The following is a 13849-nucleotide window of genomic DNA, read 5'->3' on the forward strand; positions in this document are numbered from 1 at the left end:
GGCTGCCCGGGCCGCCGCTGCCGTCAGTTCCACAGGCCGATCTTCTCCAGCTCCTGCTTGAAGTTGTCGCGGGTGATCAGGGTGACGTCGTCCATCGCGGTGTACTTCGGCGGTTCTTTGCCGGTGGTGACCCACTCGTACATCATCTCGGCGGTCTTGTAGCCTTCGATGTGCGGGCTCGGCAGCATCGAACCGTAGAAGCCGCTGTTAGGCTTTTTCAATTCGCCGATAGCGTCGGTGCCGTTGATGCCGATGCCGATCACATTGGCTGCGGCAAACCCGGCGGCTTCGGTGGCGCGCACGCCGCCCAGCACAGTGTTGTCGTTCATGCCGCCGATGATCAGGTTCTTCGCCGTGCCCGGCAGCTTGACCAGTGCCGAATTGATGGCGTCCATGCTGCCAGGCACGTCGAGGGTTTTCAGGGCAGCGGTCAGGATGTGTTCTTTCGGCATGCCGGCGTCTTCGAGCGCCTTCATCGAGCCGTCGGTGCGCTTCTTGCCGGTGTCGAGTTCGTTGTAGGTGCTGACCACCGCGTAGGTGTCTTTCCAGTCCCAGTTACGCTTTTTCGCTTCGGCGGCCATGGCGGCGCCCTGTTTCTGGCCAACTTCGAACGCAGCCATGCCGAGGTACGGCACGTCTTCCATGAACTTGCCATTGGCATCGACGAAGCGGTCATCGACGGCGATGACTTTCAGGTCATTGAGCTTGGCCTTGGCCATGATCGCAGGGCCGAGGGACACATCCGGCGGGCAGATGACGAAGCCCTTGGCGCCGTTGGCCGCGAGGCTGTCGATGGCGGAAAGGGTTTTCTCGCCGTCCGGCACGGCGATCTTGATCAGCTCGAAGCCTTTGTCCTTGGCAGCTTTCTCGGCGAAGGCCCATTCAGTCTGGAACCACGGCTCTTCGGCCTGCTTGACCAGGAAACCGATTTTCACAGGGTCAGCGGCCAGCAGCGCACTGCTCAGGCTGAACGCAGTGACCGCCAGCGCGGTACTGCACAGGGTACGAATCCCGAAACGACGTTTCATAAGCAGACTCCTTGTTATTTTTCTTGAGCGTTATTTGAAAAGCGTTACAGCGGTCGAAGCATTTACCGCGAATCATGACGACAATAGTCATATCGTATGATGATTGAATTTCAGGCGGACTTTTCCACCTGAAATCCGAGTTTTCAGTCGTGGTACATCACCGAGCGACCACCATCGATGGTGATGCACGAGGCATTGATGAACGGCGCTTCATCACTGGCCAGGAACACGGCAGTCATCGCCACTTCAATCGGCTGACCGATGCGTTTCGGCGGATGCAGATCGAAAGCGCGCTGGCGTTCGGCGTGCGGGTCGGCGAAGCCGTTCCAGTAGTCGACGTTGAGCTGGGTTTCGATATAGCCCGGCGCAATCGCGTTGACGCGAATGCCCTTCGGCGCGTATTCGATGCCCAGTGCACGGGTCAGCCCGAGCAGGCCGTGCTTGGCCACCGGGTACGGGAAGCAGCCGGGAATGATATGGGTGGAGTGAGTCGAGGCAATGTTGATGATGCTGCCGATGCCCTGCTCGATCATCTGCGGCAACACGGCCTTGCAGCCATACCAGGCGCCGTCGAGGTCGATGGCGAAACAGCGGTGCCAATCTTCCTCGGTCATTTCCAGCGGATCGCGGAACACATTGACCCCGGCGCAGTTGACCAGCACATCGATACGACCGTGCAGTTCGATGGCCAGTTTGGCCATGGCGTGCAAGTCCTGCTGGCGCGATACGTCAGCCTTGATCGCTTGCACATCGGCGCCCTGCTCGCGCCAGTGAGCGGCGACTTTCTCGACCTTTTCGGCCTGGATATCGCTGATCACCAGCTTGGCCTGCTGGGAGGCGAAGGTCGCGACGATTGCTTCGCCGATGCCTTGAGCGGCGCCGGTCAGCAGCACGACCTTGTTTTTCAGACGCTCGCCTTTCGGCGGCTCGGGCACCGGTGGCAGGGACAGAGGTTCAGCCATGAATCAGGACTCCTGTTCGAGAGCATAAAAAAACCGGGCATCTGACGATGTCCGGTCTGGATGGCTTCTGGAACAAGACAGGCGAGCGCACGCCGCGGTACCGGAACGGCCCGAAGCGCTGACTCCGCTGTGGAGTGCGATGGAAATTCGCTGCATCACTTCACCTGTTTTGTTCTTTTTAAGTGTGAGTGCGTGTTACTGCTGAGGCCGACTATAAACCCGACCACCAAATAATCTCAATATATAATTTTGCATCCCATATTTTGGGATTTAACCGGCAAAACGTGTACACAGCTTTCCGGCGACACCCACCCGCAGCGATAGCACGGCGCCGTCCAGCGGGTGGTTCAGCGGACTTCTGGCGCTGGTGATGTAAAGGGTTTTCAAGTCTTCGCCGCCGAACACGCAACTGGTGGGGCGACTGACTGGCAGGTCGATCTTGCGGTCGATCTGGCCATCCGGCGTCAGGCGCAGCAGGCAGCTGCCGTCCCAGCGGGCGTTCCACACGTAGCCTTCGGCGTCCATCGCCGAACCGTCCGGGCCACCGTGCTGATCGGCGCTGTACCAGGGCTGGGCGGGGTCGAGGTTGCCGTCGGTGTGAATGAAATAGCGATACAAGGTGCTGTCGAGGCTGTCGCCGAACAACAAAGTGGTGCCGTCGTCGCTCCAGAGCAGCGTGTTGGGAATCCCGAGGCCGCGCAGCAATGGCGTGACGCGTTTATCCGGATCAACCCGGAACAGGCCGCCGGAACGACGGGTGATCGGCAGGTCTTCGCCCTGCTCGCCGATGTTGTTTTGCATGGTGCCGAGCCACAAACGGCCCAGGCCATCGCAACGTGCTTCGTTGGCGCGATTGCCCGGTTGCGGGTCGGCGATGCAGAACAGCGTCAGTCGCGGCTCGAGTCCGGGGGAATCGAGATCGAGCCGGTAGACGCCGCTGCTCAGGGTCACCAGCGCGTCACCGCTGGCGCAGGGAATGAACGCCGAGACATGTTCCGGCATCTGCCAGATCTGCACGTTCTGCCCGATCAACCGCAGCGCCTGCCTGCCAGCAATGTCGACCCAGTACAGCGCCTGAGTCGGTGCGTCCCAGAACGGGCCTTCGCCCAGTTGCGCCCGATGCTCTGTCACCGCAGTCCACGTCATGCAACCTCCTGTCTTGTTGTTTTTGTCAGCTGGCTTTCTTGTCGGCCATCACCTGCGGGTAAAACCGCTTGATGGCCAGGTCGGCATTGTCGATCAGGGTCATGCAGGCCCACACCCCGCGCGCGGCATCCCGGGCGGCGATGGCGTCAGCCATGTCTTTGTGAATGGGCAATGTGCGGCGCAATTCGTCGGGGTCGGCCGCCGAGACTTCGAAAGACACCGCGAGCAGCGCACCGAGGGCAGGCACCATTTGCTCGATGAACTGGTTATGGCTGGCGGCCAGAATGCATTCGTGGAAGAACTGGTCGGCGCGGTTGTAGTCGATGCCGCTTTCCACGGCTCGTTCCAGCGCGTGGTAGGCCTGCTGCACGGCTTGTACCTGTTCAACGGTCGCCCGCTCGCAGGCCCAGCGCACCGCCATCGGTTCGATGGTGCGGCGCAGATCAAGCAAGTCATCGACGAAGTTTTCCGGCAGGCCACTGCGCGACAGCCAGCCCACCACTTGCGGGTCGAACAGGTTCCAGCGCTTGATCGGCAGCACCCGCGTGCCGACCTTCGGCCCGACTTCGAGCATGCCTTTGGCGACGAGGGTCTTGATGGCTTCGCGGATCACGGTACGGCTGACCCCGAGCTGCTCGCCCAGATCGGCCTCGACCTTGATCGCCTGCCCCGGTTTTACCTGGCCGGCGGCAATCCAGGCGCCCAGCCAGTCAACCGTTGATGCGTGAAAACTGCTCGACATGGACACCCCGAAGCTGTTCGTTGTGGGTGCCTACGCTAATCATCATACGATTGAGAGTCAACGACAAAAAACCGCAGCCTGCTTTCACAGACTGCGGTTTTTTAAGGTTCGAGGCCGATGGGGAAGAACTCGCCACCGCTCCAGACGCCAAGCCAGCGCTGGTCATCGATCTCACGACTGACAGCCAGCTCGACCAATTGGTAAAACACGTTGCGATGGATCAGCGCTTCAAGATTGGTGCGCACATGCACATAGGGGGCGGGTTCTTGCGTCGTCGGATCGATCTCCACGCGGATCGGATGTTCCGCGCCAGCCTCGGTGGTTTCATCGACGTTAGTCGTGAAACGTAGCAACTGCGCCTCACCCTCGCCTTCCACCTCGACGGCAATCGCCACGAATGGCGCGTCATCGACCTTGATCCCGACTTTCTCAACCGGAGTGATCAGAAAATAGTCATCGCCATCGCGGCGGATGATGGTGGAGAACAGCTTGACCATCGGCTTGCGCCCGATCGGCGTACCCAGGTAATACCAGGTACCGTCGCGGGCGATGCGCATGTCGATGTCGCCGCAGAAATCCGGGTTCCACAAGTGCACCGGCGGCAAGCCTTTGGTTTTGGGGATTTGCCCCAGCAGGTCATTGGCTTTTTGCGGGCCACTCATGGCGTTCTCCTTGAATTACTGGTCCCCGACGCCCAGCAGGCTGCGCGCGTACTGCGCAAGCGGTGGGCCAATCAGGTCTTCGGGTTTGTTGTCGTGGAACGTCAGTAATCCGCCACGACTCTTGATCCGTGCAGTATCAATCAAATACTGGGTACTGGTCTCGATCAACATGATCTGAATCACGCCGCCGTCGATACCGAGGCGATCCACGGCTTCCTGATCGAGCCATTCATCGGAGTTGCCGATGCGGTCGTCGGCCTTGGCGAAACGGGTATACAGCAGGTAGTGAGCGCCCGCGTCGCGGGCTTCGCCCATCGCCTGGTCGAGACCTTCCGGCGCACGGGCGCGGCGGACCATCGGGAAATATTCGACGAAGCCTTTGAAGGCCTCCTCAGCGACTACGTTGGGACGCGGGTAGGAACCACCCGGCGGCGCGAACGAACCTTGCGCGATGTAGATGAACGAATCCGGCTGAATGCGGAAATTGTTTACGCGGCGGCTGTCGCTGTGGTCCAGCAGACCCGCGTCGCTCATCTGGTAGCGAGTCCCTTCGGCCATGTCACTGACAGTCATACAGCCGCCCAGCGCCAAAACGGCCAGCAGCAAAACCAGGCTACGCATCCTAATCCTCCAGAAGCCGGTGACGGAAAACCGGCGAATGGCCGTAGGATGCAGCTTTTGCGCCAGTCCTTGGAAATGTGCAGGTATCCGGTTTGAAATAAGACTTTGGGGCTAGACCGGGTTCAGCCGCCGATGATCTTCATGACGGTGGCGCCGCCGGAGAATGCGACTTCCTGCTTGTCACCCAACGCCTTGACCAGCAATCGTTGCAACGCCGGCAGCGCCTCGTGACGCGGCTTGTCGAGCAAGTCACCGACATAGTGGCGGTTGCTCGAGGACAGGCAGCCATGCAGCCATCCCGTCGACGACAGGCGCAAACGCGAACAGGTTCGGCAGAACGGCACACTTTCGTTGGCGATCACGCCGAAGTTACCCAGACCGGGAATCGCATAACGAACAGCCGTGGCGTCTACCGGCGCGTCGGTTTGCGCGTACTCGTAATGTTCGCCAATCAGACTGAGCAACTGCTGCAGGCTGACGAACTGTTGCAGAAACGCGTTGGAATCAGTGGCCAGGTGGCCCATGCGCATCAGCTCGATGAAACGCAGTTCGAAGCCACGCTCGAGGCAGTAGTCGAGCAGTGGCATCACCTGGTCGAGGTTCTGTCCGCGCAACGGCACCATGTTGACCTTGATCTTCATTCCCGCTGCTGCCGCCTGATCCATGCCATCCAGCACGGTGGCCAGATCGCCGCCACGGGCAATGCTGCGGAACGCGCCGGCGTCCAGGGTATCGAGGGAAACGTTGATGCGTCGCAGGCCGGCATCGACCAGCAACGGGAGTTTTTTCGCCAGGAGTTGGCCGTTGGTGGTCAGGCTGATGTCTTCCAGGCCCATCCTGCCGACGGCGCTCATGAAAGATTCGAGTTTGGGACTGACCAGCGGCTCGCCGCCGGTGATGCGCAGGCGTTCGATGCCGGCGGCTTCGATCAGGTAGGCAACGCCACGTGCCATGGCCTCGGCCGACAGTTCATCCTGCGCAGCCACCAGCCGCTTGCCGTTGGGCACGCAGTAGGTACAGGCGTAATTGCAGGCTGAAGTCAGACTGATCCGCAAATTGCGAAAACGCCTGCCTTGACGGTCAACGATCATGAAGCACTCCGGCGATGGAAAATCGAGCGGCTAAAACTTGACTCACAATTCAAGTTTTAGCAAGCCCTATGCCTGAGTATATTCCTGCGGTACTGCGCCATGTAGCGAAAAACACGGCGCATAAGGCAACTGAATGATTCAGCTGCTTGGCGTTTCAGGATCGCGCTTGCGCTTGTTGCCCATGCGCACGCCGATGTCCATCAGGAACTGGAAGAAACCTTCCTGATCCTCCAGCACGTTGCTCCAGAACGGCGAGTGATACAGCGCCACCGCGCCATGCACCAGCGCCCAGGATGCGCAGTAGTGGAAGTATGGCGGCACGTCTTCGAGCTTGCCTTCGCTGATGCGGCCCTTGATGAGCAGGGTCAGGCGTTCGAAGTTCGAGGCACGGATCTTGTGCAGCTCCTCGACCATTTCCGGGACCTGATTGCCCTTGACCACCTTCTCTTCCAGGCGATCGAACAGACGATAGCGCTGCGGGTCGCGCATGCGGAATTCAAAGTAGGCACGGGACAGCGCTTCCTTGTCCTTGTCGACATCGGCCGAATGCAACAGCTCGTTCAAGTCGCGCTCGTAATCGAGCATCAGGCGCAGGTAGATCTCGGCCTTGGACTTGAAATGCTTGTAGATCGTGCCTTTGCCGATACCCACGGCATCAGCAATCATCTCGACGGTGACACTGTCTTCACCTTGTTCGAGGAACAGCTTGAGCGCGGTATCGAGAATTTCTTGCTCGCGGCGACGAAACTCACGGACCTTACGAGGTTCTTTGTGCATAAGAAAAGGTCTGTAGGGGTCAAAATTCGAAGCCGCGTATTATGCCTAACTTGCGCAAAAATGCACGGATCATCCGACCATATCTGTGTTTCTTGTTCATTTCACGAACGTTTACGGGGCAATGAGAACATAACCGAAGCGAACGTATTCCAAATTTGTTTAAAAACCCCGGCCCGCCAACTGGACTCGGCGCCAGACTGATCAATACTTGAACTGTCGGGCGACATCTCCCCCAAGTGTCGCGCCGGTAAAGGTACCAAGGGACCGCGTGCCTTTGTTTTACTCCTAATGGTCTTAACCCGGATTCACCCCCCAGAACCCGGGTTTTTTTTGCCTGCGATTCAGGCCTTTACACTGGCTAGCGGGAACAGTCGCTTGAAGTTCTCGGTGGTCTGTTCGGCAAAACGCTCGTAGCTCTCGCCCCGCAGCATCGCCAGAAACTCTGCCACTTCCCGCACGTATTGCGGCAGGTTCGGTTTGCCGCGGTAAGGGATCGGCGCCAGATACGGCGAATCGGTTTCCACCAGCAGGCGATCGGCCGGAACCTTGCTCGCCACATCACGCAGTGCATCGGCATTGCGGAAGGTGACAATGCCCGACAGGGAAATGTAATAGCCCATGTCCAGCGCGGCCTTGGCCATGTCCCAGTCTTCAGTGAAGCAATGCAGCACGCCGGCCTGGGGCAACGCAGCCTCGCGCAACAGCTCAAGCGTGTCGGCGCGGGCGCCACGGGTGTGGATGATCACCGGTTTGCCGGTCTGCTGCGCGGCTTGCAGGTGCAGACGGAACGATTCCTGCTGCAGCTCCGCCGCTTCCGGCTCGTAGTGATAGTCCAGACCGGTTTCGCCGATCGCCACCACTTTCGGGTGATTGATCTCGTGCAACAGCCAGTCCAGCGCTGGCGCTGCGCCCGGTTGCACATCCAGCGGATGCACGCCGACCGAACAATCGACATCGTCGTAACGCTCGGCGAGGGCTTTGACGTCGGCCGCGTTGTCGGCGCTGACGCCGATGCACAGGAAGTGCCCGACACCGCGCTGGCGGGCTGCATCCAGCGCAGCATCCAGGGAACCGTCATGAGCGGCGAGGTCGAGGCGATCAAGGTGACAATGGGAATCTACGAGCATAAAAGGACTGCAACTTACATCGTATGAGTGGGACGGTCGGATTTCAGGGCTCCGGCCAGATGAGTTTCGATGCGACTGCGCGCGGTGTTGTCGCCATCGTTGAATTGCACGCCGACACCCGCTGCGCGGTTGCCCTGGGCGCCTTTGGGGGTGATCCAGGCCACTTTGCCGGCCACCGGAATCTTCTCCGCCTCGTCCATCAGATTCAGCAGCATGAACACCTCGTCGCCCAACCTGTAGCTCTTGTTGGTCGGGATGAACAGGCCACCGTTCTTGATAAACGGCATGTAGGCGGCGTAAAGGACCGATTTGTCCTTGATGGTCAGGGACAAGATGCCATTGCGCGGCCCAGGGCTGACAGGTTCATTCATGTTGACCTCCACTGCTGATGCTCAGAGTCTAGGTACACATTCTTATCTTTGACCAGGCAGGCTCGCCCATTGCACCAACAAGGCTTCCAGCAGCAAGGCGGCATTGAGGTTGGCCTTGCTCAGGACTTTCTGGCGCTGGGCGAGAATCCAGTCCTGAATATCCAGCACTTTAGCCTGGGCACTTTTCTGCGCCAGATACTGCACGACCTTGCGCATGTCGGTCAGCCCGAGGCCCGCTTCATCCTGGGTCAATTGATAGCGCAGGATCAGGCTCGACCAGTCGCAGAACCAGTCGAACAGACGCAGCATCGGAATGTTTTTCCACTCCTCGGCCAGTTGCGTCGGCGATTGCTGCTGCTTGAGCAGCTTCTTCACGCCTTCCACCACCTGCGCGCGCTGTTCACGCACGCCCTGCCCCTGCAACGTAACGGCGGCCAACGGCGAGCCGGCAGCCAGGGTCAACAGTTCGACCCGTTCGTCCTCGGAACATTCCGGCAGTGCCTGAGCCAGCCATTGCAGGCTCATGGTTTCGCTCGGCAGCGGGCAGGCCTGCTGCACGCAGCGGCTCTTGATGGTCGGCAGCAACCGGCTCGGCTGGTGACTGACCAGCAACAGCACGGTATCGCCGGACGGCTCTTCAAGGCTCTTGAGCAAGGCGTTGGCGGCGTTGATATTCATCGACTCCACCGGCTCGATCAGCACCACCTTGCGCCCGCCCAGTTGCGCGGTCTGCACGACGAAGCTGACCAGATCGCGCACCTGGTCGACCTTGATCGCCTTGTCCGCTTCCTCCGGTTCGAGGATGTAATTGTCCGGGTGGCTGCCGGCCTTGAGCAGCAGGCAGGATTTGCACTCACCGCAGGCGTCAGGCGTCGGACGCTGGCACAGCAGGCTGGCCATCAGCCGCTCGGCCAGCGCACGCTTGCCGATCCCGGCCGGCCCGTGCAGCAGATACGCATGGGCGTGCTGAGCACGACCGGCCAACTGCTGCCAGAGGCTGTCCTGCCACGGGTAGGCCTCAGCCACGGCTCAACTCCAGCAAGTTCGGAATCAGGGTATCCAGCGATTGTTGAACCTTGGCCAGCGGCTGACCGGCGTCGATACGCACGTAACGCGCCGGATCGGCCTCGGCACGCTTGAGAAACGCACTGCGCACCGCCTCGAAAAACGCCCGGCCTTCCAGCTCGAAACGATCCAGGCGCCCCCGGGCGCTGGCCCGGGCCAGGCCGATTTCCACCGGCAGATCGAATATCAGCGTCAGGTCGGGACGCAGGTCGCCCTGCACGAAAGTCTCCAGCGCCGCGATGCGCTCCAGCGACAAGCCGCGGCCGCCACCCTGGTAGGCGTAAGTCGAATCGGTGAAACGATCACACAGCACCACCGCGCCACGGGCCAATGCCGGGCGAATGACTTCAGCCAGATGCTGAGCACGGGCGGCGAACACCAGCAGCAGCTCGGTGTCCGGGTTCATCACTTCGTCGACCGGTGCCAACAACACCTCACGAATGCGCTCGGCCAGCGGCGTACCGCCGGGCTCGCGGGTCAGCACCACTTCGATACCGGCGGCGCGCAGGCGCTCGGCGAGGTATTCGCGGTTGGTGCTCTTGCCGGCGCCTTCCGGGCCTTCCAGGGTAATAAACAAGCCAGTCACAGGCAGTCCTTAATCAAAGTCATTGCGTGTTTTGGGGAGCGGAGGCTTCCGGTTCCGGCGTCGGCGCTTGAGCAGGCGGCTGCGGCAACGATTGCGGTGCGGTATCGGGTGAGGCGGCAGGTATTGCCTCTTCGGCCGCCGGAGCAGCCTCGGGCGCTGTTGCCGGCGCCGGGCTCGAGCGGTAATCCGCGCGTCGCTTGAGCTGGTATTCGCGCACCGCGTTGTTGTGCGCGTCCAGATCGTCGGAGAACACGTGGCTGCCATCGCCCCGGGCAACAAAGTAGAGGCTGGTGCCATCCACCGGGTTGAGTGCCGCGTGAATGGCTTCACGTCCGACCATGGCGATCGGCGTCGGCGGCAGGCCGGGAATCACGTAGGTGTTGTACGGCGTGGCTTCCTTGAGGTGGGCGCGGGTCAGTTTGCCGTTGTAGCGGTCGCCCAGACCGTAGATCACCGTCGGATCGGTCTGCAGTTGCATGCCCAGCGCCATGCGACGCACGAAGACGCCGGCAATCTGGCCACGTTCCTGAGGCACGCCGGTTTCCTTCTCCACCAGCGACGCCATGATCAGCGCCTGATAGGGCTCGGTGTAAGGCACGTCGGCGGAGCGCTTTTCCCACTCCTTGGCCAACACTTCGTCGAGGCGATCAAAGGCCTTTTTCAGCAGTTCGGTATCGGACACACCGCGCACGAATCGGTAGGTATCGGGGAAGAAACGGCCCTCGGGAAACAGGCCCTTGTGGCCGATTCTGGCCATGACCTCGCTGTCACTCAAACCATTGAGGGTTTGTTCGATCTTTTCATCCTTGGCCAGCGCGGCGCGCACTTGATGGAAATTCCAGCCTTCGACCAGCGTCAGGCTGTACTGAACCACATCGCCGCGTTTCCACAGATCGATCAGACCGTTGACGGTCATGCCCGGCTGCATACGGTACTCGCCCGTATGAATCGGCGTGCCGGCGAGGTTGAAACGCCAATAGACCCGCAGCCAGAAGGCGTCCTTGATGACGCCATCGGCTTCGAGTCCGAGAAAAGTACGGGTCGGGGTGGATCCCTTGGGCACATCCAGCAGTTCTTCCTGCGTGATGTTAAGGGGCTGTTCCAGTGCCGAATGAATCTTCCAGGCGCTGGCGCCCAACAGCAGCCCTGCCAGAACCAGTCCGGTTTCCAGCAGCAGCAAAAGTTTACGTCTCACGAATCAGGCATCCAGTAGCGCGCGGGCAATGGTTTGCAGTTTACGGGTGAGCGGGCCAACCGGCCAGCTCAGAGCAGCACAGGCGCGTACCGGCCAGACGCCATACACGCTGTTGCAGACAAAGACTTCATCGGCCCATTGCAGCTGTTCAAGGGGGATGTCGGTGATTTGCACGGGTATGCCCAGGGACTCGGCCTGAAACAATATTTCTGCGCGCATCACTCCGGCCACACCGCAGCGTTTCAGATCCGCCGTGATCAGCGCACCGTCACGCACCAGAAACAGATTGCTGAACACACCTTCGATCACCCGACCAGCCTGGTCGAGCATCAAACCTTCGGCGTGTTCACTGTCCTGCCATTCGGCGCGGGCAATGACCTGTTCCAGTCGATTGAGGTGTTTGAGCCCGGCGAGCAAAGGCTGTATGGACAAACGCGTGCTGCACGGAAACAGGCGAACGCCCTGCTCGGCGTGGGCCGCTGGATAAGCGGCGGGAGGATTGCCTAGCAGAATGCGTCGGGCCTGCGCCGAAGGATCCGGCGCATATCCGCGCAATCCGTCGCCACGGGTGAGGATGAGCTTGAGCACGCCCTCGCCCATCGCGGCAGCATAGGATTGCAGCTCATGGCGAATCAGCTCGACGTCCGTCGCAATGGCCAGACGCGTACAGCCGTCGGCCAGACGCGTCAGATGCCGATCCAGCAGCAACGGCTGGCCACCTCGCACGGCGATGGTCTCGAACAGACCGTCACCGTAAGCCAGGCCGCGATCCTTCAGCGACAGAGCGTCAGCCGGCAGACCGTCGACCCAGCAGTCCATCAGCCGGCGAACCGACGGAACGCCAACGTGCCGTTGGTGCCGCCAAATCCGAACGAGTTGGACAGCACGACATCGATGTCCATGTTGCGCGCGGTGTGCGGCACGAAATCGAGATCGCAGCCTTCGTCCGGCTCATCGAGGTTGATGGTCGGCGGCGCCACCTGGCTGTTGATCGCCAGCACGCTGAAGATCGCCTCGACTGCACCCGCCGCACCGAGCAGGTGACCGGTCATGGACTTGGTGGAGCTGACCGCCAGCTTGTAGGCGTGATCACCGAACACCGACTTGATCGCGTTGGCTTCAGCGAGGTCGCCGGCAGGCGTCGAAGTGCCGTGAGCGTTGATGTATTGCACCTGATCAACGTTGATCTTCGCATCGCGTAGCGCGTTGGTGATGCAGCGTGCAGCACCGGCGCCATCAGCGGGTGGCGAAGTCATGTGGAAGGCGTCGCCACTGGTACCGAAGCCGATCAGCTCGGCATAGATGGTTGCACCACGGGCCTTGGCGTGCTCGAGTTCTTCGAGCACCAGCGCACCGGCACCGTCGGACAGCACGAAGCCGTCACGGCCCTTGTCCCACGGACGGCTGGCGCGGGTCGGCTCGTCGTTGCGGGTCGACAGCGCACGGGAAGCACCAAAGCCGCCCATGCCCAGACCGCACGCGGCCATCTCCGCACCGCCGGCAATCATCACGTCGGCTTCGTCGTACATGATGTTGCGCGCCGCCATGCCGATGCAGTGCGTACCGGTGGTACACGCGGTGGCGATGGCGTAGTTAGGCCCCTGTGCACCCAGGTGGATGGACAGGAAACCGGAAATCATATTGATGATCGAGCCAGGCACAAAGAACGGAGAAATCCGGCGCGGACCGGTCTCGTGCAGAGTGCGGCTGGTTTCTTCGATGTTGGTCAGACCGCCGATACCCGAACCCATGGCCACGCCAATGCGTTCACGGTTGGCATCGGTGACTTCCAGACCGGCATTGCGTACGGCTTGAAAGCCGGCCGCCAGACCGTACTGAATGAACAGGTCGAGCTTGCGCGCTTCCTTGACCGACAGGTATTCCTCGACATTGAAGCCCTTTACCGAGCCGCCAAAGCGGGTGGAATAGGCAGAAAGGTCGGTGTGTTCGATCAGACCAATGCCACTGCGGCCAGCCAGAATGCCCTGCCAACTGCTCGGCACATCCGTGCCCAGTGGCGACAACATACCCATACCGGTGACTACGACGCGTCTACGCGACACAGCACTCTCCTTTTTCAAATGACGACTTTGCATCAGGCCTAAAGAAAAAACCGCACGCCATGATGGCAGTGCGGTTTTTCCATGACAGCAAGCAACGATTACAAACTATTACGCCTGGCGGCTGTTAACGTAGTCGATTGCAGCTTGTACAGTAGTGATCTTCTCAGCTTCTTCGTCAGGGATTTCGGTCTCGAATTCCTCTTCCAGAGCCATCACCAGCTCAACGGTGTCAAGGGAGTCGGCACCCAGGTCTTCTACGAAGGAAGCGGAGTTGACCACTTCTTCTTCTTTAACACCCAGTTGCTCGGCAACGATTTTCTTGACGCGCTCTTCGATGGTGCTCATACCTTGTTTTCACTCCTAATGGACAAATTCAGGCAGCTGGCCAGTGGGTAAGTGTATAGAAAGACTTT

16 protein-coding genes are annotated in these 13849 nt (G+C 60.4%); all 16 read right to left on the bottom strand.

From position 1 onward, the window contains the following. Positions 1–23 precede the first annotated feature (23 nt). Positions 24–1028 carry a substrate-binding domain-containing protein gene (locus tag ACKJSM_RS08515; protein ID WP_236177969.1) on the bottom strand — a complete coding sequence of 335 codons (1005 nt, stop codon included), beginning with the start codon at positions 1026–1028 and terminating at the stop codon, positions 24–26. A 143-nt stretch (positions 1029–1171) separates the two neighbouring features. Further along, a complete protein-coding gene (locus ACKJSM_RS08520; protein ID WP_236177968.1) occupies positions 1172–1990 on the bottom strand; it encodes an SDR family oxidoreductase in 819 nt (272 codons plus the stop codon). 270 nt (positions 1991–2260) lie between these two features. Then, on the bottom strand, positions 2261–3136 hold the full coding sequence (locus ACKJSM_RS08525) for an SMP-30/gluconolactonase/LRE family protein (RefSeq protein ID WP_410237219.1): 876 nt from the start codon (positions 3134–3136) through the stop codon (positions 2261–2263). A gap of 25 nt (positions 3137–3161) precedes the next feature. Continuing rightward, positions 3162–3878, bottom strand: a complete 717-nt coding sequence (locus ACKJSM_RS08530; RefSeq protein ID WP_236177966.1) for a FadR/GntR family transcriptional regulator — start codon at positions 3876–3878, stop codon at positions 3162–3164. Between the two features lie 101 nt (positions 3879–3979). Next, the gene (locus tag ACKJSM_RS08535; protein WP_410237220.1) at positions 3980–4540 is read right to left on the bottom strand and encodes a DUF1285 domain-containing protein; all 561 of its coding nucleotides are present in this window, start codon (positions 4538–4540) and stop codon (positions 3980–3982) included. Between the two features lie 15 nt (positions 4541–4555). Continuing rightward, a complete protein-coding gene (locus ACKJSM_RS08540; protein WP_007950810.1) occupies positions 4556–5161 on the bottom strand; it encodes a DUF4823 domain-containing protein in 606 nt (201 codons plus the stop codon). A gap of 122 nt (positions 5162–5283) precedes the next feature. After that, positions 5284–6252 carry a GTP 3',8-cyclase MoaA gene (locus ACKJSM_RS08545; RefSeq protein ID WP_236177964.1) on the bottom strand — a complete coding sequence of 323 codons (969 nt, stop codon included), beginning with the start codon at positions 6250–6252 and terminating at the stop codon, positions 5284–5286. A 138-nt stretch (positions 6253–6390) separates the two neighbouring features. Beyond that, positions 6391–7029, bottom strand: coding sequence for a TetR/AcrR family transcriptional regulator (locus tag ACKJSM_RS08550; protein ID WP_007950805.1), 639 nt, complete (start codon positions 7027–7029; stop codon positions 6391–6393). A 341-nt stretch (positions 7030–7370) separates the two neighbouring features. Further along, a complete protein-coding gene (locus ACKJSM_RS08555) occupies positions 7371–8156 on the bottom strand; it encodes a TatD family hydrolase (protein ID WP_236177963.1) in 786 nt (261 codons plus the stop codon). Positions 8157–8170: 14 nt separating this feature from the next. Beyond that, positions 8171–8527 carry a PilZ domain-containing protein gene (locus tag ACKJSM_RS08560; RefSeq protein WP_007908272.1) on the bottom strand — a complete coding sequence of 119 codons (357 nt, stop codon included), beginning with the start codon at positions 8525–8527 and terminating at the stop codon, positions 8171–8173. Between the two features lie 42 nt (positions 8528–8569). Continuing rightward, the gene (locus tag ACKJSM_RS08565; RefSeq protein WP_410237221.1) at positions 8570–9553 is read right to left on the bottom strand and encodes a DNA polymerase III subunit delta'; all 984 of its coding nucleotides are present in this window, start codon (positions 9551–9553) and stop codon (positions 8570–8572) included. Further along, positions 9546–10178, bottom strand: a complete 633-nt coding sequence (gene tmk / locus ACKJSM_RS08570) for a dTMP kinase (RefSeq protein WP_064383482.1) — start codon at positions 10176–10178, stop codon at positions 9546–9548. The genes ACKJSM_RS08565 and tmk overlap by 8 nt, the downstream gene beginning before the upstream one ends. Before the next feature lie 19 nt (positions 10179–10197). Further along, the gene (mltG, locus tag ACKJSM_RS08575; protein WP_410237222.1) at positions 10198–11373 is read right to left on the bottom strand and encodes an endolytic transglycosylase MltG; all 1176 of its coding nucleotides are present in this window, start codon (positions 11371–11373) and stop codon (positions 10198–10200) included. A gap of 3 nt (positions 11374–11376) precedes the next feature. Continuing rightward, positions 11377–12192, bottom strand: a complete 816-nt coding sequence (pabC, locus tag ACKJSM_RS08580) for an aminodeoxychorismate lyase (RefSeq protein ID WP_410237223.1) — start codon at positions 12190–12192, stop codon at positions 11377–11379. Next, the gene (gene fabF / locus ACKJSM_RS08585) at positions 12192–13436 is read right to left on the bottom strand and encodes a beta-ketoacyl-ACP synthase II (RefSeq protein WP_007908259.1); all 1245 of its coding nucleotides are present in this window, start codon (positions 13434–13436) and stop codon (positions 12192–12194) included. The genes pabC and fabF overlap by 1 nt, the downstream gene beginning before the upstream one ends. 108 nt (positions 13437–13544) lie before the next feature. Next, on the bottom strand, positions 13545–13781 hold the full coding sequence (gene acpP / locus ACKJSM_RS08590) for an acyl carrier protein (RefSeq protein ID WP_236177958.1): 237 nt from the start codon (positions 13779–13781) through the stop codon (positions 13545–13547). Between the last annotated feature and the right edge of the window lie 68 nt (positions 13782–13849).

Source organism: Pseudomonas sp. PHC1 (assembly GCF_046487845.1).
In the GTDB taxonomy this organism is placed as follows: Bacteria; Pseudomonadota; Gammaproteobacteria; order Pseudomonadales; family Pseudomonadaceae; genus Aquipseudomonas; species Aquipseudomonas sputi.

Coding starts and splice junctions, on each gene's coding strand:
- ACKJSM_RS08560 (WP_007908272.1), bottom strand. CDS start 8,527: ATGAATGAACCTGTCAGCCCTGGGCCGCGCAATGGCATCTTGTCCCTG.
- ACKJSM_RS08525 (WP_410237219.1), bottom strand. CDS start 3,136: ATGACGTGGACTGCGGTGACAGAGCATCGGGCGCAACTGGGCGAAGGC.
- ACKJSM_RS08550 (WP_007950805.1), bottom strand. CDS start 7,029: ATGCACAAAGAACCTCGTAAGGTCCGTGAGTTTCGTCGCCGCGAGCAA.
- pabC (WP_410237223.1), bottom strand. CDS start 12,192: ATGGACTGCTGGGTCGACGGTCTGCCGGCTGACGCTCTGTCGCTGAAG.
- ACKJSM_RS08520 (WP_236177968.1), bottom strand. CDS start 1,990: ATGGCTGAACCTCTGTCCCTGCCACCGGTGCCCGAGCCGCCGAAAGGC.
- ACKJSM_RS08545 (WP_236177964.1), bottom strand. CDS start 6,252: ATGATCGTTGACCGTCAAGGCAGGCGTTTTCGCAATTTGCGGATCAGT.
- ACKJSM_RS08555 (WP_236177963.1), bottom strand. CDS start 8,156: ATGCTCGTAGATTCCCATTGTCACCTTGATCGCCTCGACCTCGCCGCT.
- ACKJSM_RS08540 (WP_007950810.1), bottom strand. CDS start 5,161: ATGCGTAGCCTGGTTTTGCTGCTGGCCGTTTTGGCGCTGGGCGGCTGT.
- ACKJSM_RS08515 (WP_236177969.1), bottom strand. CDS start 1,028: ATGAAACGTCGTTTCGGGATTCGTACCCTGTGCAGTACCGCGCTGGCG.
- ACKJSM_RS08535 (WP_410237220.1), bottom strand. CDS start 4,540: ATGAGTGGCCCGCAAAAAGCCAATGACCTGCTGGGGCAAATCCCCAAA.
- ACKJSM_RS08530 (WP_236177966.1), bottom strand. CDS start 3,878: ATGTCGAGCAGTTTTCACGCATCAACGGTTGACTGGCTGGGCGCCTGG.
- acpP (WP_236177958.1), bottom strand. CDS start 13,781: ATGAGCACCATCGAAGAGCGCGTCAAGAAAATCGTTGCCGAGCAACTG.